Origin of the sequence: Pseudomonas sp. Irchel s3f19, from assembly GCF_900187555.1 — a bacterium.
Classification (GTDB): Bacteria; Pseudomonadota; Gammaproteobacteria; order Pseudomonadales; family Pseudomonadaceae; genus Aquipseudomonas; species Aquipseudomonas capeferrum.
Window position 1 is genome coordinate 738,194 of sequence record NZ_FYDW01000002.1, and the last position, 18,659, is coordinate 756,852.

General features: G+C 63.5%; 20 protein-coding genes. 12 read left to right on the top strand and 8 right to left on the bottom strand.

The window, feature by feature from the left end; translation table 11 throughout:
* Positions 1 to 10: 10 nt before the first annotated feature.
* The 3 genes from CKW22_RS07225 to pyrE all read right to left on the bottom strand — a co-directional run bounded on the left by CKW22_RS07225 (position 11) and on the right by pyrE (position 2,283).
* The gene (locus tag CKW22_RS07225) at positions 11 to 979 is read right to left on the bottom strand and encodes a FecR domain-containing protein (protein WP_095063936.1); all 969 of its coding nucleotides are present in this window, start codon (positions 977 to 979) and stop codon (positions 11 to 13) included.
* Positions 972 to 1,511, bottom strand: coding sequence for a sigma-70 family RNA polymerase sigma factor (locus CKW22_RS07230; RefSeq protein ID WP_052040640.1), 540 nt, complete (start codon positions 1,509 to 1,511; stop codon positions 972 to 974). The genes CKW22_RS07225 and CKW22_RS07230 overlap by 8 nt, the downstream gene beginning before the upstream one ends.
* 130 nt (positions 1,512 to 1,641) lie before the next feature.
* The gene (pyrE, locus tag CKW22_RS07235) at positions 1,642 to 2,283 is read right to left on the bottom strand and encodes an orotate phosphoribosyltransferase (RefSeq protein ID WP_016394033.1); all 642 of its coding nucleotides are present in this window, start codon (positions 2,281 to 2,283) and stop codon (positions 1,642 to 1,644) included.
* Between the two features lie 80 nt (positions 2,284 to 2,363).
* Here pyrE and CKW22_RS07240 point away from each other — a divergent pair, with 80 nt between their 5' ends.
* Complete coding sequence (locus CKW22_RS07240; RefSeq protein ID WP_033702309.1) at positions 2,364 to 3,143, top strand: exodeoxyribonuclease III; 780 nt, start codon at positions 2,364 to 2,366, stop codon at positions 3,141 to 3,143.
* A gap of 61 nt (positions 3,144 to 3,204) precedes the next feature.
* On the opposite strand, the gene rph is transcribed toward CKW22_RS07240, so the two are convergent.
* On the bottom strand, positions 3,205 to 3,927 hold the full coding sequence (gene rph, locus CKW22_RS07245; protein ID WP_033702311.1) for a ribonuclease PH: 723 nt from the start codon (positions 3,925 to 3,927) through the stop codon (positions 3,205 to 3,207).
* A 226-nt stretch (positions 3,928 to 4,153) separates the two neighbouring features.
* Between rph and CKW22_RS07250 the strand changes: the two genes are divergently transcribed.
* Positions 4,154 to 5,017 (top strand): YicC/YloC family endoribonuclease, encoded by an 864-nt coding sequence (locus tag CKW22_RS07250; protein WP_033702312.1) that lies wholly within the window; start codon positions 4,154 to 4,156, stop codon positions 5,015 to 5,017.
* A gap of 13 nt (positions 5,018 to 5,030) precedes the next feature.
* Positions 5,031 to 5,651, top strand: coding sequence for a guanylate kinase (gene gmk / locus CKW22_RS07255; RefSeq protein ID WP_047582551.1), 621 nt, complete (start codon positions 5,031 to 5,033; stop codon positions 5,649 to 5,651).
* A gap of 34 nt (positions 5,652 to 5,685) precedes the next feature.
* Here gmk and CKW22_RS07260 read toward each other — a convergent pair whose 3' ends face one another.
* The 3 genes from CKW22_RS07260 to CKW22_RS07270 all read right to left on the bottom strand — a co-directional run bounded on the left by CKW22_RS07260 (position 5,686) and on the right by CKW22_RS07270 (position 9,461).
* Complete coding sequence (locus tag CKW22_RS07260) at positions 5,686 to 7,227, bottom strand: APC family permease (protein WP_033702314.1); 1,542 nt, start codon at positions 7,225 to 7,227, stop codon at positions 5,686 to 5,688.
* A 112-nt stretch (positions 7,228 to 7,339) separates the two neighbouring features.
* Positions 7,340 to 8,113 carry a gamma-glutamyl-gamma-aminobutyrate hydrolase family protein gene (locus CKW22_RS07265; RefSeq protein WP_033702315.1) on the bottom strand — a complete coding sequence of 258 codons (774 nt, stop codon included), beginning with the start codon at positions 8,111 to 8,113 and terminating at the stop codon, positions 7,340 to 7,342.
* 4 nt (positions 8,114 to 8,117) lie between these two features.
* On the bottom strand, positions 8,118 to 9,461 hold the full coding sequence (locus tag CKW22_RS07270) for a glutamine synthetase family protein (protein WP_371856399.1): 1,344 nt from the start codon (positions 9,459 to 9,461) through the stop codon (positions 8,118 to 8,120).
* 244 nt (positions 9,462 to 9,705) lie between these two features.
* Here CKW22_RS07270 and CKW22_RS07275 point away from each other — a divergent pair, with 244 nt between their 5' ends.
* From CKW22_RS07275 to CKW22_RS07295, 5 genes are all read left to right on the top strand, one after another.
* Complete coding sequence (locus CKW22_RS07275) at positions 9,706 to 10,578, top strand: LysR family transcriptional regulator (RefSeq protein WP_033702318.1); 873 nt, start codon at positions 9,706 to 9,708, stop codon at positions 10,576 to 10,578.
* Between the two features lie 179 nt (positions 10,579 to 10,757).
* Complete coding sequence (gene rpoZ, locus CKW22_RS07280; RefSeq protein WP_012312123.1) at positions 10,758 to 11,021, top strand: DNA-directed RNA polymerase subunit omega; 264 nt, start codon at positions 10,758 to 10,760, stop codon at positions 11,019 to 11,021.
* 59 nt (positions 11,022 to 11,080) lie between these two features.
* Positions 11,081 to 13,189, top strand: a complete 2,109-nt coding sequence (gene spoT / locus CKW22_RS07285) for a bifunctional GTP diphosphokinase/guanosine-3',5'-bis pyrophosphate 3'-pyrophosphohydrolase (protein WP_033702320.1) — start codon at positions 11,081 to 11,083, stop codon at positions 13,187 to 13,189.
* Between the two features lie 23 nt (positions 13,190 to 13,212).
* Entirely contained in the window at positions 13,213 to 13,593 is a 381-nt protein-coding gene (locus CKW22_RS07290) for a RidA family protein (RefSeq protein ID WP_033702322.1), read from the top strand.
* 56 nt (positions 13,594 to 13,649) lie between these two features.
* On the top strand, positions 13,650 to 14,375 hold the full coding sequence (locus CKW22_RS07295; protein WP_033702323.1) for a hypothetical protein: 726 nt from the start codon (positions 13,650 to 13,652) through the stop codon (positions 14,373 to 14,375).
* Between the two features lie 63 nt (positions 14,376 to 14,438).
* Here the strand turns inward: CKW22_RS07295 and CKW22_RS07300 are convergent, their stop codons facing one another.
* The gene (locus CKW22_RS07300; protein ID WP_047582545.1) at positions 14,439 to 15,296 is read right to left on the bottom strand and encodes an SDR family oxidoreductase; all 858 of its coding nucleotides are present in this window, start codon (positions 15,294 to 15,296) and stop codon (positions 14,439 to 14,441) included.
* Between the two features lie 192 nt (positions 15,297 to 15,488).
* Here CKW22_RS07300 and exbB point away from each other — a divergent pair, with 192 nt between their 5' ends.
* The 4 genes from exbB (at position 15,489) to CKW22_RS07320 (ending at position 18,659) form a co-directional block, all read left to right on the top strand.
* Positions 15,489 to 16,478 (top strand): tonB-system energizer ExbB, encoded by a 990-nt coding sequence (exbB, locus tag CKW22_RS07305; protein WP_033702329.1) that lies wholly within the window; start codon positions 15,489 to 15,491, stop codon positions 16,476 to 16,478.
* A 3-nt stretch (positions 16,479 to 16,481) separates the two neighbouring features.
* Entirely contained in the window at positions 16,482 to 16,910 is a 429-nt protein-coding gene (gene exbD, locus CKW22_RS07310; RefSeq protein ID WP_033702331.1) for a TonB system transport protein ExbD, read from the top strand.
* The gene (locus tag CKW22_RS07315) at positions 16,907 to 17,638 is read left to right on the top strand and encodes an energy transducer TonB (protein ID WP_033702333.1); all 732 of its coding nucleotides are present in this window, start codon (positions 16,907 to 16,909) and stop codon (positions 17,636 to 17,638) included. The genes exbD and CKW22_RS07315 overlap by 4 nt, the downstream gene beginning before the upstream one ends.
* 94 nt (positions 17,639 to 17,732) lie before the next feature.
* Entirely contained in the window at positions 17,733 to 18,659 is a 927-nt protein-coding gene (locus CKW22_RS07320) for a hydrogen peroxide-inducible genes activator (RefSeq protein WP_033702334.1), read from the top strand.

Consider the following 18,659-nt stretch of genomic DNA (forward strand, 5'->3'; position numbering starts at 1 on the left):
CGCATTCTGTTCACACGTTCGCACGCGCGGTGAGGGTGACCCAGTAGGGCGTGCGGTAGAGCACGTTCACCGGCAGGGTCTGGCTCAGGGCGCGAAGAACCTGATCGGTGTCGCGCAACTGGAAGGCGCCGGAAATCAGCAGCCCGGCCACTGCCGGATCGCAGCGCAGCAGGCCAGGTCGATAGCGGCCGAGCTCGTTGATGAAGTCATCGAGGCGCATCTTTTCTGCGCGCAGCACCTGGCTCAACCAATCGAGACGATCTTGCGCCAGCGCCATGGGCGGCTGCGCAGCCCGGCTGTTGACGTGCGTCTGCAAGCCGGCCGCCAGGAGCATCAGGCCCTCATCGCCCGGTGACCGCCGCGGGCGCACCCGGGCAGCGCCCTCCAGGGCGGCAAGGTAAGTGCTGTGCGGGTACTGACGCAGCACAAAGCGGCTGCCGAGCAGGGCAATTTCCGCTTCGGCGGTATCGACGATGAACGGCCGCCCGGCATGCTCATGGGGTACTTCGACGAGCATCTCGCCGGCGATGAGGCGCACGCGTCGAACATGCTCGTCATAGGCGATATCCACGGCGCTGCCGGTGTTCAGGCGAATCTGCCCGCCATCGGGCAACTGCAGGGAGCGTTGCTCCCCCGTGGCCGTGCGCTCGTCCGCCTGCCACTCGCGCCACGGCAGCCCGCGGTATGTCGCGAGGCCTACGGGGGCGGCGGCGATCAGCAACGCCAGGGTCTTGAGCACCTGCCGCCGCTCCAGGCTGCGTGGGCGCTCCAGCGCCACCCGCCCGGCACTGCCGGCAAGCTGCTGGGCTCGACCGCCAAACCTTTCGGCCAGTTGCCAGGCCCGTTCGTGATCCACGTGCCGCGCCCGCCACTCGGCGCCGGCGGCATGCTCGGCGGCGCCGGCGCTGCTGTTCTGCAAGCGTACAAACCATTGGGCCGCTTCACGGGCGATGCGGCGGTCGATGGGCGTATCACTCATGCTGCGCGCCCTGGCTGGCGAGCACGATGCACTCTTCAAAGGCCCGCGCAAGGTGGCGCTGCACCGAGCGCACGCTGAGATTGAGGCGGTTGGCGATCTCTTCCTGGGTATAACCCTCCAGCTGCGCCATCAGGAACGCCTGGCGGGCTTTGGCGGGCAACAGGGCAAGGACCTGGTCGATTTCGTCGAGGGCTTCGAGCACCAGCGCTTGTTGTTCCAGCGACGGAGCGAGGTCTTCTGGCGTTTGCGCCAGCGCGGCCAGGTAGGCCTGCTCCAGCGAGCGGCGACGGTAGAAGTTGAGGGCCAGGCGATTGGCGATGGTGGCCAGATAGGCGCGCGGTGTCGTGCAGTTCAGCGGCTCGCCCGGCGCTCTGCAGAGCAGCCGCACGAACGTGTCCTGGGCCAGATCCGCCGCATCGGCGGCGCTGCCCAAGCGCTTGCGCAGCCAGCCCTGCAGCCAGCCGTGGTGGTGACTGTAGAGCTGGTCGATGGCCTGATGCCGAGGGTGGTTTGCCGAAGAAGTGTGCTGCACGGGAGGCTACAGATGTGAATGAGAATTCGTCTCATCATATCAGCATAAACTTGGCCCCGTACACGTGCAGGGTCAGCCTTCGGTATAGCAACGTCAGGCGGCCTTACTGCCGCCTGAACACGGCGCTTTTTCAGATGCCGTACTGCGCCCGATAGGCCTCGACTGCCGGCAGGTGCTGCTTGAGCTGCGGGTCGTCCGCCAGGAACTCCAGCACCTGGGTCAGCGAAACGATGCTGACCACCGGGATACCGAAGTCACGCTCCACTTCCTGGATTGCCGAAAGCTCGCCATTGCCGCGTTCTTCGCGGTTCAGGGCGATCAGTACGCCAGCGGCCTTGGCCTGCTGGGCATTGATGATCTGCATGACCTCGCGGATGGCGGTGCCGGCGGTGATCACGTCGTCGATGATCAGTACCTCACCGGCCAAGGGTGCGCCTACCAGACTGCCGCCTTCGCCGTGATCCTTGGCTTCTTTACGGTTGAAGCACCACGGCACATCGAGCTGATGCTGGTCGGCAAGGGCCACGGCGGTAGTCGCCGCCAGGGGGATACCCTTGTAAGCCGGGCCGAACAGCACATCGAAGGGGATCTTGCTGTCGACGATGGCTGCGGCGTAGCAACGCCCCAACTGCGCCAATGCAGAACCTGTGTTGAACAGGCCGGCATTGAAGAAGTACGGGCTGGTACGCCCCGATTTCAGGGTGAATTCACCGAAGCGCAGAACGCCGCGGTCGATGGCAAAACGAATGAAGTCGCGCTGATACGGCTGCATGGAAAGTCCCGGACACCACGGATTTAGCTAAATGAGTTGAGCTCGGGTATCATACACGCACGAGATTTTTGGGGCCATTTATGCGGATCATCAGTGTGAACGTAAATGGCATTCAGGCTGCGGCCGAGCGTGGATTGCTCAGCTGGCTACAAGCCCAGAATGCCGACGTCATCTGCCTTCAGGATACCCGCGCCTCGGCCTTTGAACTCGACGACCCAGCTTTCCAGCTCGATGGCTATTTCCTTTATGCCTGCGACGCGGAGGTGCCCGCCCAAGGTGGCGTGGCCCTTTACTCGCGCATGCAGCCCAAGGCAGTCATCACCGGCCTGGGCTTCGAGACAGCCGACCGTTACGGGCGTTACCTGCAAGCAGATTTCGACAAAGTCAGTATTGCCAGCCTGCTGCTGCCTTCGGGCATGAACGGCGACGAAGACTTGAACCAGAAGTTCAAGTTGATGGACGACTTCGCCAAGTACCTGGATAAACAGCGGCGCAAGCGGCGCGAGTACATCTATTGCGGCTCGTTCTACGTGGCGCAGCAGAAGCTCGACATCAAGAACTGGCGCGACAGCCAGCAAACGCCTGGCTTCCTGGCGCCGGAGCGTGCCTGGATGGACGCGATCACCGGCGAGATGGGCTACGTGGATGCCCTGCGTGAAGTCAGCCGTGAAGGCGACCAGTACAGCTGGTGGCCGGACAACGAACAGGCCGAGATGCTCAACCTGGGCTACCGGTTCGACTACCAGATCCTCACCCCGGGCCTGCGCCGCTTCGTGCGTAACGCCCGCCTGCCGCGTCAGCCGCGCTTCTCGCAGCATGCGCCGCTGATCGTGGACTATGACTGGACGTTGACCATCTGAGTTGTATTCAGATACGAAAAAGCCGACATCAATGTCGGCTTTTTCGTATCTACAGAAACAGTCAGTCGGCCAAGGCAGCCTGCTGCAGTTCGAAGATCTCGTTCATGCCCTTCTGCGCCACGGCGAGCATGGCATTCAAGTCTTCAGGCTGGAACGGCGCGCCTTCTGCGGTGCCCTGTACTTCGATGAAACCACCGGCGCTGGTCATGACCACGTTCAGGTCGGTCTCGGCGGCGGAGTCTTCCAGGTAATCCAGGTCGAGCACTGCAGCGCCCTGGTACATGCCCACGGAAACCGCAGCGATCATGTGCTTGAGCGGGTTGCCGGCCTTGAGGCCGCCACGCTTCTTGATCACCGCCAGGGCGTCGCACAGGGCGACCATGGCACCGGTGATCGACGCGGTGCGGGTGCCACCGTCGGCCTGGATCACGTCGCAGTCGATGTACAGGGTAATGTCACCCAGCTTGCTCATGTCCAGTGCGGCGCGCAGCGAGCGGCCGATCAGGCGCTGGATTTCCAGGGTGCGGCCACCCTGCTTGCCACGGCTGGCTTCGCGCTGGTTACGCTCGCCGGTGGAGCGCGGCAGCATGCCGTATTCGGCTGTCAGCCAGCCTTGGCCCTGGCCTTTGAGGAAGCGGGGAACACCATTCTCCACGCTGACCGTGCAGATGACCTTGGTGTCACCGAACTCGACCAGTACCGACCCTTCGGCGTGCTTGGTGTAGTTGCGGGTGATGCGGATCGAGCGGAGCTGATCGGCGGCGCGACCACTTGGACGTTTCATCTGGGATACCTGTACTGGGACTTGAATCTGCCGAGCATTATAGAGCTCACGGCCCCGGGAGGACATGCCTATTGTCGCTGCCCTGACGGCCTGTCGCCTTTTCCCATTGTTCATTTCCAGCTCTGTAACATGGCTGGATTGGGCGCCGAGCCCCCACTGCGCTACAATCCTGCGCCTTGCAGCCGAGAGGCTCCCCCCGTTCATTCATCTACGCGAGGTACTCCCCATGGTGCACAGCATGACCGCTTTTGCTCGTGTCGAGCGCGCCGGCAGCCAAGGCACCCTGGTCTGGGAACTGCGCTCGGTCAACCACCGCTACCTGGAACCGCACCTGCGCCTGGCCGAGGCCCTGCGCGACCTCGAAGGCGCAGTCCGTGAAGGCCTGCGCCAAGGGCTGTCGCGTGGCAAGGTGGAATGCACCTTGCGCCTCAACGAAGACAGCACCGGCAAGCCGCTCAAGGTCGACCGCGAGCGCGCGGCGCAACTGGTCGCCGCCGCCGAAGAGGTCGCAGGCCTGATCAAGCAACCGGCACCGCTGAACCCGCTGGAAGTGCTGTCGTGGCCGGGTGTACTGGTCGCTGACGCCAGCGACCCCCAGGCCCTGAACGCCGAAGCCATGGCGCTGTTCGACGAAGCGCTGGCCGAGCTCAAGGCCGGGCGCCTGCGTGAAGGCCAGGAGCTGGCCCGGCTGATCAACGAGCGCCTGGACAACATGGCCAGCGAGGTCACCACCCTGCGCGCCCTGGTGCCGCAGATGCTGGCCGCCCAGCGGCAGAAGATCCTCGACCGCTTCGGCGACATGCAGGCCGAACTCGACCCGCAGCGCCTGGAGCAAGAGATGGTGCTGCTGGCGCAGAAGAGCGACGTCGCCGAAGAGCTCGACCGCCTCAGCACCCACGTCACCGAAGTGCGTCGCGTGCTCAAGTCGGGCGGTGCAGCTGGCCGGCGCCTGGACTTCCTGATGCAGGAACTCAACCGCGAGGCCAATACCCTAGGCTCCAAGGCTTTCGACCCGCGCAGCACGCAAGCGGCGGTCAACCTCAAGGTATTGATCGAACAGATGCGTGAACAAGTACAGAACATCGAGTAAGGCCACCCCGACCATGAATCACAGCAGCGGCACCCTCTACATCGTTTCGGCACCCTCGGGTGCCGGCAAGACCAGCCTGGTCACTGCCCTGACCCAGGACGACCCGCAAATCCGCGTCTCGGTTTCGCACACCACCCGCGCCATGCGCCCGGGCGAGCAGCACGGGGTGAACTACCACTTCGTCGTGCACGAAACATTCAAGGCGCTGATCGAGCAAGGCGACTTCCTCGAGCATGCCGAGGTGTTCGGCAACTTCTACGGCACCTCGCGCAGCGCGCTGCAGCACACCCTCGACCAGGGTTACGACCTGATCCTGGAGATCGACTGGCAGGGTGCTCAGCAGGTGCGCAAACTGATGCCCGAGGCACTGTCGGTGTTCATCCTGCCGCCGAGCCAGGAAGCCCTGCGTCAGCGGCTGGATGGCCGTGGCCAGGACAGCGAGGCGATCATCGCCGGGCGCATGAAGGAAGCGGTCAGCGAGATGGAGCATTACGACGAGTACGATTACCTGATCATCAATGATGACTTCGGCGTCGCGCTGGCGGAGTTGAAGGCGGTGTTCGTTGCCAACCGGTTGCTGCTCAAGAAGCAGCAACAGCGCAACGGCGCATTGCTGAAGCAGTTGGTCGGTTAGAAAACGAATGGGGCCGCTTAGCGGCCCCATTTGCTTAGTCCTGCAGTGGCAGCGTCGCCTGCTGACGCAAGGTAGCCCCCAGGAAGTACGCCGGCGCCCGCAGGCGCGACAGCATCATCAGCCCGATGCCGAGCACCGAAATGATCGCGGCAATCACGAACACCAGCCCCAACCCGCCCACATGCGAGCCGCTGCCGAAGTCTGGTGAGGCGCTGTCGATAGCGGTACGCGCGAAGATCACCGACAAGATCACCCCACCTACCAGCGGGCACAGGCCACGCATGATGAAATGGCGCAGGCTGTCGAACAGGCTGCCGCGGAAATACCAGACGCAGGCAAACGCGGTCAGCGAATAGTAGAAGCAGATCATCATGCCCAGGGCAGTGATGGTATCCGCCAGCACGTTCTCGCTCAGGGTACGCATGGTCACGTAGAACAGGCCAGCGGCAAGGCCTGCGCAGATGGTGGCGTAGCGCGGCGTTTGCGAGCGCGGGCAGACACTGGCGAACTTCTGCGGTACCGCACCGTAGTAACCCATGGCCAACAGGGTGCGCGCCGGCGCCACGAAGGTCGACTGCAGCGACGCTGCGGTGCTGGCCAGCACGGCGATGGACATCAGGATCGCCAGCGGCCCCATGACCGGGCCGGCCAGGTGGGCAAAGACGTTCTCCTGGATGCGCGGGTTGTTCAGGCCCAGGCCCGTTTCGCTGATACCGGCAAACTGCAGTGTGGCGATGGCGGTGAACAGGTACAGGCCGAGGATCAACATCACCGTCCAGGTGGCGGCCTTGCCCGGCACCTCTTCGCTGCCCACCGACTCTTCGCTGACGGTCAGGCACGTGTCCCAGCCCCAGAAGATGAAGATCGACAACGACAGCCCTGCGGCAAACGCCGAGAACGACTCGACGCCGAACGGGTTGAACCAGGCGAAATCGAACGCCAGCGGTGGCGGCGCGGTGGTGCCCCCGAAGGCAGCGAAGGCAAAGCCGATCAGCACCAGCAACTGCAGGGCCACCAGGCCATACTGCACCGTCATGGTGGTGGCTATGCCGCGACAACAGATCCACACCGCCAGGGCAATGAACACGCAGCAAGTGGCGATATTGATCAGCAGGTTGTCTGCCAAGGCAGCCAGGCCATGGTTGCCCGTGATCTGACCGAGGAACAGATAGAAGAAATCGACCGCCACGCCCGCCAGGTTCGACAGCACGATGGTGGTGGCGACCACCAGCCCCCAGCCACCGATCCAGCCGATCATCGGGCCGAAGGCACGCGCCGACCAGGTGAACGAAGTGCCGCTGTCCGGCTCTGCCGAGTTCAACTCGCGATAGCCGAGGGCGACCAGCAGCATCGGCAGGAAGCCGACGATGAATACCGCTGGCAGGTGGGCACCCACCTCTCGCACGGTAGGGCCAAGCGCGCCGGTCAGGGTATAGACCGGGGCGATGGTGGAAATGCCCAGCACCACGCTGGCCAGCAAGCCCAGGCGACCTTTGGCCAAGCCCTTGCTGCGCTGGGTGTTGCCCGCGTCGGCCGCCACATCGGGTGGGCGGCCGGCTTCTGTGTAATCGCTCATGAGTATTTGCCGTAAATTTTGGAATTGTTTTCACAGGCCTTGCGCGCAAGGCCCGCTTTCACTCATTGAAAGCTTGCAGCGGGGGTGAGTCATCCGAGACTTTCGGCTGACGTCAGCATGCCTTGTGGCGCACACCCTCCCGTGCAGCATGGGCAATACAGGCCTCGCGAAACGCCTGGAAAAGGCGCAGGGAGACCGGGTTTTCGGCGAAACGCCATTCAGGGTGCCACTGCACACCAAGCACGAAGCCCGGCGCATCCGGCATCGACACCGCTTCGATCAGGCCATCCGGGGCCCGTGCCTCGACGCGCAGCCCGGGGGCCAGGCGATCGATGCCCTGGCTGTGCAACGAGTTGACCTCGAATTGCGCAGCCAGGCCCAGGCGCTCGAACAACCCGCCAGGCTCGATGCCGACAGGGTGACGAGGGCCGTATTGCACCTCCAGGGGTGCGTCCTCAGGTTCGCGGTGGTCGAGGTAGCCAGGCAGCGCTTGCACACGCTGGTGCAGGGTGCCGCCAAGGGCCACGTTCAATTCCTGGAAACCACGGCAGATGCAAAACACCGGCACACCGGCGGCAATCGCTGCCTGCAGCAGCGGCAAGGTCAGGCGATCGCGCGCGCGATCATGCCGGGTACCCTCCGCGCTGGGGGCGCCATTGTAATGATGCGGCTCGATATTTGAAGGCGAGCCGGTAAAAAGAATGCCGTCGAGCCGGGCCAGCAACCCAGGGGTATCACTGCCCCCGTCGCGAGCCGGCAGAATCACCGGCAGCCCGGCAAAGCCGGCCGCCTCGACATACTTGTCGCCCACCGTGTGCGACGAGTTCTTCCCCACCTGCTGGCGGCAGGCGCTGATACCGATCAAAGGGACCGCATTTGCGCTCATGGGCTTACACCGTGTGCAGGTACCAGTTGTACTCGAGGTCGGAGATCGACACTTCAAACTCTGCCAGCTCGCTTTCCTTGCAGGCGACGAAGATATCGATGTAGTCCGGGCTGATGTATTGGTTGAGCACTTCGCTGTCATCCAGCGCACGCAGGGCATCGCGCAGGTTGTTCGGCAGCGTCTGCTCCAGCTGCTCGTACGAATTGCCCTCGATCGGCTCGCCCGGCTCGACCTTGTTGGTCAGGCCGTGGTGAATGCCGGCGAGAATGGCCGCGAGCATCAGGTACGGGTTGGCGTCGGCACCGGCCACGCGGTGCTCGATGCGCACGTTTTCGCTGCTGTCGGTCGGCACACGAACCGCCACGGTGCGGTTGTCCAGGCCCCAGCTTGGCGCATTGGGGACGTAGAACTGCGCGCCGAAGCGGCGGTAGGAGTTGACGTTCGGGCAGAGGAAGGCCATCGACGCCGGCATCGTCTCCAGCACGCCACCGATGGCGTGGCGCAGCTCGTCGCTTTGCAGCGGGTCGGTGTTGGCGAAGATGTTCTTGCCGGTTTTCTTGTCCAGCAGCGAGATATGCACGTGCAGGCCGTTGCCCGCCTGCCCTGGGTAGGGCTTGGCCATGAAGGTGGTGTCCATTTCATGGTCGTAGGCAACGTTCTTGATCAGGCGCTTGAGCAGGATCGCGTAGTCGCAGGCCTTCAGCGGGTCGGCAACGTGGTGCAGGTTGACCTCGAACTGCGCCGGGGCGCTTTCCTTGACGATGGCGTCGGCAGGCAGGTCCTGCTCCTTGGCCGCTTCGAGCATGTCTTGCAGGCAGTCGGCATATTCGTCGAGGTCGTCGATCAGGTACACCTGGGTCGACTGCGGGCGCTTGCCGGAAATCGGCGAGCGCGGCGGCTGTGGGCGGCCGTTGAGGTTGTCCTGGTCGATCAGGTAGAACTCGAGTTCGAATGCGGCACAGATATCCAGGCCCAGGTCATCGAACTTGCTCACCACCTGGCGCAGCACTTCGCGCGGGTCGGCGAAGAACGGCTGGCCTTCGATTTCGTGCATGGTCATCAGCAACTGCGCGGTGGGGCGTTTCTGCCACGGCTCGTTGCACAGCGAGCCGGGGATGGGGTAACAGATGCGGTCGGCATCGCCGATATCCAGGCCCAGGCCCGTGCTTTCAACGGTCGAGCCGTTGATGTCGAGGGCAAACAGGGACGCCGGCAGGTTGATGCCTTTCTCGTACACCTTGTGCAGGCTGGCCCGCTCGATGCGCTTGCCACGTACCACGCCGTTCATGTCGGAGATCAGCAGATCGACGTACTGAGTGTCTGGATGGGCCTGGAGGAAGTCTTTCATCTCGCTGGAAGAACTGGCGCACGGAGTGACCGACGTCATGGTGTACATCCTTTGATTTGCTGCGGCGATGTGGGGATACGGCTGGCGCCTCACGGGCGACGATGGTTGCAGCTGTTGTTTTTTTCACTTTCCCATCGTGGGGATTGGTGGCCCGACCGGGCGCATTGATTCCCAGGGGCGGTTCCACTATAAAATGGCCTCAACGCAACAGACATTGGCATTTCGGCAAGCAGAGCGTGCACCAATGCAATATCAGATTACCCATGCCGACCTCTCCCTGGTCCTGGCCCTGGAACGTGGCCGCTCCCTGGCAAAGGCTGCCGAACTGCTCAAAGTCGATGTTTCGACGGTGTTCCGTTCGATCCGCCGGCTGGAGTCGGCACTGGGCACGGCACTGTTCGTCAAGAGCCGTAAAGGCTACCTGCCGACCGACACGGCGCAGGCCTTGGCGGAGCAGGCCGAGCGCGCCGAGCAGGCGCTGGAGGCCGCACGCATCGCCATGACCAGTGGCGAGCAGGTAGTCAGCGGTACCGTTCGTCTGACGTGCACCGAGGCAGTGATGCACAGCCTGCTGTTGCCGGCATTGGCCGAATTCATGCCCAACTACCCGGCCTTGTCGCTGGAAATGGGCACTTCCAATACCTTCGCCAACCTCAGCCGGCGCGATGCCGACATTGCCCTGCGCCTGACCAACACGCCACCGGAGCATCTGGTCGGCCGCTGCCTGGGTTCGACTTCCTATGTGATCTGCGGCCAGCCGCAGTGGCGCGAGCGCCTGAACGAGGCGGCCAACAGCGTGCCGTGGATCGCACCGGACGATTCGATGCAGGACCACCCCACCGTGGTCTGGCGCAACCAGCAATACCCCGGGCTGAGCCCGCGTTACCAGTGCAGCGGCATGTCGACCATCGCGCAGCTGGTCAGCACCGGGTTGGGCGTGGCGGCGTTACCCGATTACATGGTGCACGCCTTGCCAGGCGTCGATGCGCTGAGCGGGCCGCTGGCCGGTTGCGACACCCAGCTGTGGCTGCTGACCCGGCCCGATTGCCGGGCATTGCGCTCGGTGCAGACGCTGTTCGAAGAACTGACCCCACGGTTGCGCGGCGCGATGTTGTGAGATACAAGATCAGGGTGTCTGTTGCGGCCCTTTGGCGGGCAAAGCCGTTACCACAGGGAGCGCTATGATCCGCACCCGGCAAAACATCGCTTCCCTATTGGCTGGTGATTTTTTAAACTATTGAGTCCGCCTGCCCAAATTGGGCTGCACGCCTACCGCATTTGCTACTGAGGAAGACCATGGCCCGCGTAACTGTTGAAGACTGCCTGGAACACGTGGATAACCGTTTTGAGCTGGTCATGCTCTCGACCAAGCGCGCCCGTCAGCTGGCGACCGGCGGCAAAGAGCCACGCGTAGCGTGGGAAAACGACAAGCCGACCGTTGTTGCCCTGCGTGAAATCGCCGAAGGCATCGTCACCAACGAGTTCATCGCCGCTGAAGAGATCGTCACCGAGGATCCGGTCTTCGCCGCGTTCGAGGACGAGTCCAACGAGGCTGTCTGATTGATGCCAGGTCGACGTCGCGCGGCACAAGGCCCTCTTCCTCTGCAAGAGGTGAACCCATGCCGGGTATAGAAGCCTTAGCCGAACGGCTGTCGACCTACCTGGGCCCCGAACAGGTCAACCTGGTTCGTCGCGCCTATTTCTACGCCGAACAGGCCCACGATGGGCAGCGCCGCCGCAGCGGCGAGCCCTACGTGACCCACCCGCTGGCCGTGGCCAGCATCCTCGCCGACATGCACATGGACCATCAGAGCCTGATGGCGGCCATGCTGCACGATGTGATCGAAGACACCGGCATCGCCAAGGAAGCCCTCAGCCAGCAGTTTGGCGAGACGGTCGCCGAGCTGGTCGATGGGGTCAGCAAGCTGACCCAGATGAACTTCGAGACCAAAGCCGAGGCGCAGGCCGAGAACTTCCAGAAGATGGCCATGGCCATGGCCCGCGATATCCGCGTGATCCTGGTCAAGCTGGCCGACCGCCTGCACAACATGCGCACGCTGGAAGTGCTGTCTGGCGAAAAACGCCGACGCATCGCCAAGGAAACCCTCGAAATCTACGCGCCCATCGCCAACCGGCTGGGCATGCACACCGTGCGCGTCGAATTCGAAGACCTCGGCTTCAAGGCCATGCACCCGATGCGCTCGTCGCTGATCCACCGGGCGGTCAAGAGCGCCCGCGGCAACCGCAAAGAGATCGTCGCCAAGATCGAACAGTCGCTGGCCAACTGCCTGGCCGCTGACGGTATCGAGGGCGAGGTCAGCGGCCGGCAAAAACACCTTTATGGCATCTACAAGAAGATGCGCGGCAAGCGCCGCGCCTTCAACGAGATCATGGACGTGTACGCCTTCCGCATCATCGTCGACAAGGTCGACACCTGCTACCGCGTGCTCGGCGCCGTGCACAACCTGTACAAACCGCTGCCCGGTCGCTTCAAGGACTACATCGCGATCCCCAAGGCGAACGGCTATCAGTCGTTGCACACCACGCTGTTCGGCATGCATGGCGTGCCCATCGAAATCCAGATCCGCACCCGCGAGATGGAAGAGATGGCCAACAACGGCATCGCCGCGCACTGGCTGTACAAGTCCAACGACGACGAACAGCCCAAAGGCAGCCACGCCCGTGCCCGTCAGTGGGTCAAGGGTATCCTCGAGCTGCAGCAGCGTGCGGGCAACTCGCTGGAATTCATCGAGAGCGTGAAGATCGACCTGTTCCCGGACGAGGTCTACGTGTTCACGCCAAAAGGCCGCATCATGGAGCTGCCCAAAGGCTCCACGGCCGTCGACTTTGCCTACGCGGTACACACCGACGTTGGCAACAGTTGCATCGCCTGCCGCATCAACCGCCGCCTGGCGCCACTGTCGGAGCCCCTGCAGAGCGGCTCGACGGTAGAAATCGTCAGCGCGCCGGGCGCCCGGCCGAACCCGGCCTGGCTCAACTTCGTGGTCACCGGCAAGGCGCGCACGCACATCCGCCACGCGCTCAAGCAACAGCGCCGCTCCGAGTCCATCAGCCTCGGCGAGCGCTTGCTGAACAAGGTACTGACCGGTTTCGACAGCAGCCTCGAAAAAATCCCCCAGGAGCGCATTCAGGCGATTCTCGCCGAATACCGCCTGGAGCTGATCGAAGACCTGCTCGAAGACATCGGCCTGGGCAACCGCATGGCCTATGTAGTCGCCCGCCGCCTGCTGTCGGCCGAAGGCGAGCAACTGCCGGCGCCGGAAGGCCCGCTGGCGATTCGCGGCACCGAAGGCCTGGTACTCAGCTACGCCAAGTGCTGCACGCCGATCCCTGGTGACCCGATTGTCGGCCACCTGTCGGCGGGCAAAGGCATGGTCGTGCACCTGGAGAACTGCCGCAACATCAGTGAAATTCGCCACAACCCGGAGAAGTGCGTGCAGCTTTCCTGGGCCAAGGACATCGCGGGCGAATTCAACGTCGAGCTGCGCGTCGAGCTGGAGCACCAACGCGGCCTGATCGCCCTGCTGGCCAGCAGCGTCAATGCCGCCGACGGCAATATCGAGAAGATCAGCATGGACGAACGCGACGGCCGTATCAGCGTGGTCCAACTGGTGGTCAGCGTGCACGACCGCGTGCACCTGGCGCGTGTGATCAAGAAGCTGCGTACCTTGACCGGTGTGGTCCGCATCACCCGCATGCGTACGTAGTCCGCCAACCGCAAGGAGTCATCATGAGCAAGTCCGTCATTACCAGCGACAAAGCCCCCGCCGCTATCGGTACCTACTCGCAAGCGATCAAGGCCGGCAACACCGTCTACATGTCGGGCCAGATCCCGCTGGACCCAAAAACCATGGAACTGGTCGAAGGCTTCGAAGCCCAGACCGTTCAGGTCTTCGAGAACCTCAAGGCCGTGGCTGAAGCCGCTGGCGGTTCGTTCAAGGACATCGTCAAGCTGAACATCTTCCTCACCGACCTGAGCCACTTCGCCAAGGTCAACGAGGTGATGGGCCGCTACTTCGAACAGCCTTACCCAGCCCGCGCCGCGATTGGCGTTGCCGCGCTGCCGAAAGGCTCGCAGGTCGAGATGGACGCGATCCTGGTCATCGAGTGATGCCCCCGGTGACGGGCGCTCTGCCCGTCACGCTCTCTCCCCCAAGGTTACCCACCATGCGTCAAGCACTGCCCCTCGCGCTGGCAGCCCTGCTTTTGAGCGGTTGCGCCAGTCATAAACCCGAAGACTTCAACGGCACCTGGATCAACCAGGATGCCATCAAAGCCGCCGTCAAGGGTGGCAGCCTGCGTCAGGCCCTGAATGAGCATGGCCCGGTGTTCGAGTGGAAACTCGATATTGCCGACCAGCAGGCCAGCTTCAGCAATGGTTTTGAGGCCGCCGATGGCCAGCTGAGCGCCACTGAAAAGCAGTGGCAGGCCAGCTTCCAGGGCGGGCAGACCGAGCAGCTTGAGCTGGATGGTGACGAGCTGAAAACCACTGACCAATCCGGTGCCAAGCAGACCTTCGTGCGCGCCAAGCAGCCGGGCAATGCGCCCCTGGGTGGCAGCTTCGAGAAGGCGCTTTATCAGGCTTACCTGGGCGGCGACTGGAAGATCGTCGAAGGCCAGGGCCAAGGTAGCGTGGTGCGTTTCGCCGATAACGGCGGCGTGACCGGCCTGCCCGGCCCGGACCGTTTCGCCCTGTGCCTGGCGGGCGATTGCGCGACCATGGGTGGCAGCAACGACAGCCTGTGGCTGGAGCGCAAGCAACGTGGTGCGCCGTTCATTCTCAAGCGTGATGGCGACAAGCTGGAGATTTTCCAGGCGGTGAACCGTGCACAGCCGGACGAGATGCCTGCATTGGCAGCCGGTTCTCGTCAGTGGGTGCTTGAGAAGAACTGAAGCCATTCGCGGCCCTGCCGGCCGCGGACCGGTCGGAAAGGGCCGCGAAGCGGCCCCAGGCCGTCAGGCTTTCCCTTGCAGAATGGCCGCATACCCTTCCTTGTAGCTCGGATATGCCGGCACCCAGCCCAATGCCCGCACGCGGGCATTGCTGCAGCGCTTGCTGCCGGTACGGCGCACACGCTGCTCATCCGACCACTCGGTAACCCCCATGTACCCGCGCAACCAGGCCACCACATCGGCCAGCGGCGCCGGGTCGTCATCGACACCTATATAGCAATCGTCCAGCGCCACGCCGTCGGCATCCGCCTGCAGCAGGAAGGCCAGCAGGCTGGCTGCATCCTCGGCATGGATGCGGTTGCCATACAGCGGCGGCTGCTCGGCCACACGATACCCCTGGCGTACCTGGCTCAACAGCCACTCACGGCCCGGCCCGTAGATACCGGTCAAACGCACCACGCTTGCCGGGATACCACTGGCCAGCGCCAGGCGCTCGGCTTCAAGCATTACGCGCCCGGAGTACCCTTCAGGCTCAGTGGCCGCCGTCTCATCGATCCACTCACCCTCTTGTTGCGCAAACACGCTGCTGCTGGACACGAACAACAGCCGTCGCGGGTGCTGCCCACGCGCTGCTAGCCATGCCAGCACATGGCGCAGGCCGTCGACATAGGCGGCCTGATACCCCGCCTCATCGTGCTGGCTGGCCGCCACGCAATACACCAGATAATCCGGCGCACGCTGCGGCCACGCTGCGGGGATGGCCGCATCGGACAGGTCGGCAGCCACCGGCACAACGCCCTCGGGCAGTTGCGCGATCGAGCGGCGCAAGCCGCTCACCTGCCAGCCACGGGCAAGCAATTGCCGGGCAAGCCGGCCACCTACATCACCACAACCTACGACCATTACGGACAGGTCCAACATCTCAAAACTCCCTAGACCAGTGGATCAAACCAGCCACGCTACACGATGGGCGGCTAGACGATAGGCGAAAAAAGCAACGAGATTACTTTTGTTAACAAGAATTACTTGCAATAATGGCGCCCCTATCTGTTCTCGGCCGCTCTCGAGGCCTTGGAGAACGTTCACTCTTTTTCTTCATCAGGTCCGGCTAGCATGACACGTACTCAACCCTCCGCTTCGCCAACCCCGTCGCGCGCCTGGCGTGCCATCGCCGCGCTGATGTTCAGCCTGGTGCTGGCCCCAGTGGCCATGGCCGATGAGCCAACCGCCAACGCCAGCACACCTGCTGCCGCTGCCGCCCCCGCTACTCCCGCCGCCGCCCCGGCCCCGGCCGCTGATGGCTCGGCGCCCGTTGCCGACGCGCCTGCCGCAGCCCCGGTCGATGCACCGGTCGCCGTAGACCCGGGCGTCGAAGCACTGGTCGAGGATACTACCCTGGGCATGGCCCACGACCTGTCGCCATGGGGCATGTACAAGAACGCCGACATCGTGGTGAAGATCGTCATGATCGGCCTGGCCATCGCCTCGATCATCACTTGGACCATCTGGATCGCCAAAGGCTTCGAGCTGATGGGCGCCAAGCGTCGTCTGCGCGGCGAAATCGCACAGCTGAAGAAGTCCGCCAGCCTCAAGGAGGCCAGCGAGGTCTCCAACAAGGAAGGCACCCTGGCCCACACCCTCGTCCACGATGCCCTCGAAGAAATGCGCCTGTCGGCCAACACGCGTGAAAAAGAAGGCATCAAGGAACGCGTTGCCTTTCGCCTGGAGCGCCTGGTCGCCGCCAGCGGCCGCAACATGAGCAGCGGCACCGGCGTACTGGCGACCATCGGTTCCACCGCACCCTTCGTCGGTCTGTTCGGCACCGTATGGGGCATCATGAACAGCTTCATCGGCATCGCCAAGACCCAGACCACCAACCTGGCAGTCGTTGCCCCCGGCATCGCCGAAGCCCTGCTGGCAACAGCCCTGGGCCTGGTTGCGGCAATCCCGGCCGTGGTCATCTACAACGTCTTCGCCCGCTCCATTGCCGGCTACAAGGCTCAGGTGTCCGACGCTTCTGCCCAGGTGCTGCTGCTGGTCAGCCGTGACCTGGACCACCAAGGCAGCGAGCGCGCCGCCCCGCACATGGTGAAAGTGGGGTAAGCCATGGGCCTGCATCTCAACGAAGGTGGCGACGACCTCGCCGAAAACCACGAAATCAACGTTACGCCGTTCATCGACGTCATGTTGGTACTGCTGATCATCTTCATGGTGGCGGCGCCCTTGGCAACGGTCGACATCAAGGTCGACCTGCCAGCCTCGACCGCCAAGCCGGCGCCGAGGCCCGAGAAACCCGTGTTCGTCAGCGTCAAGGCCGACCAGAAGCTGTATGTCGGCGACGATCAGGTACCTGCACCCGCGCAACTTGGCGCGATGCTCGACGCCAAGACCAAGGGCGACAAGGAAACGACCATCTTCTTCCAGGCCGACAAGGGCGTGGATTACGGTGACCTGATGGAAGTGATGAACAACATGCGCGCGGCCGGCTACCTCAAAGTCGGTCTGGTAGGTCTCGAGACGGCAGCCAAGAAATGACGAAGACGCGGCACAATCTGGCGCGTTACAGCGGCAGCCTGGCACTTGTGCTGGGTGTCCATGCCGTCGCTGTGCTGCTCACGCTCAACTGGTCGGTGCCTCAGGCCATCGAGCTGCCGCCGGCAGCGATGATGGTCGAGCTGGCACCGTTGCCGGAGCCTGCGCCACCACCTCCTCCCAAAGCCGCCCCACAGCCGCCGGCACCGGTCGAAGAACTGCCGTTGCCCAAGCTGGTGGAAGCGCCTAAACCCAAGATCGCCATCGCCAAGCCGCCCAAGCCGAAGGCCAAGCCACAGCCGCCCAAGCCTGAGAAAAAGCCTGAGCCGCCGAAGGAAGCACCTCCGACCGAGGAGGTGGTGGATGCACCGCCAAGCAATACGCCGCCCCAGAAGTCCGCAGCACCGGCACCGAGCATCGCGTCCAACAGCAACGCCCTGCCTACCTGGCAGAGTGACCTGCTGCGCCACCTGGCCAAGTACAAGCGCTATCCGGAAGACGCGCGTCGTCGCGGCCTGCAGGGCATCAACCGCCTGCGTTTCGTGGTCGATGCCGAAGGCAAGGTAGTGTCGTACGCCATGGCGGGTGGTTCGGGGAGTGCAGCACTGGACCGCGCAACGCTGGAGATGATCCGTCGCGCCGGCACGGTACCCAAGCCGCCACCGGAGTTGCTGAACAACGGCACGATCGAAGTCGTGGCGCCGTTCGTCTACTCGCTGGACCGCCGCTGAGACTTTTGTTTCTGTCACAAATCGGCAAGTCTGATAACGTGCGTCTATCGATTGCAGCCGCTATGCTGGGCTCGCAACTTCATGGACGCACGTTATGACCCTCACAGAATTACGCTACATCGTCACACTCGCCCAGGAACAGCATTTCGGCCACGCGGCCGAACGTTGCCACGTGAGCCAGCCGACCCTGTCGGTCGGTGTGAAGAAGCTCGAGGACGAGCTTGGCGTGCTGATCTTCGAGCGCAGCAAGAGCGCGGTTCGCCTGACCCCGGTCGGTGAAAGCATCGTTGCCCAGGCGCAGAAGGTACTGGAACAGGCCCAGGGCATCCGTGAGCTGGCCCAGGCCGGCAAGAACCAGCTGACCGCCCCGCTCAAGGTCGGTGCCATCTATACCGTCGGCCCTTATCTCTTCCCGCACCTGATCCCGCAATTGCACCGCGTGGCACCACAGATGCCGCTGTACATCGAAGAGAACTTCACCCACGTACTGCGCGAAAAGCTGCGCAACGGCGAACTGGACGCGGTGATCATCGCCCTGCCGTTCAACGAAGCCGACGTGCTGACCCTGCCGCTGTACGATGAGCCATTCTGCGCCTTGATGCCCGCCGATCACCCGTGGACGGCGAAAAAAACCATCGATACCGCTATGCTCAACGACAAGAGCCTGCTGCTGCTGGGCGAAGGCCACTGTTTCCGCGACCAGGTCCTGGAAGCCTGCCCGACCCTGAACAAGGGCGGTGAAGGCGCCCGGCACACCACGGTGGAGTCGAGCTCGCTGGAAACCATTCGCCACATGGTTGCCTCGGGCCTTGGCGTCTCGATCCTGCCGCTTTCGGCTGTGCACAGCCACCACTACGCGCCGGGCGTCATCGAAGTGCGCCCACTGACTGCACCGGCACCGTTCCGTACCGTAGCCATTGCCTGGCGTGCCAGCTTCCCGCGGCCCAAGGCAATCGAGATCCTCGCCGACTCGATCCGCCTCTGCTCGGTCGCCAAACCCTCTGCGGAACAGCCGGCCTGA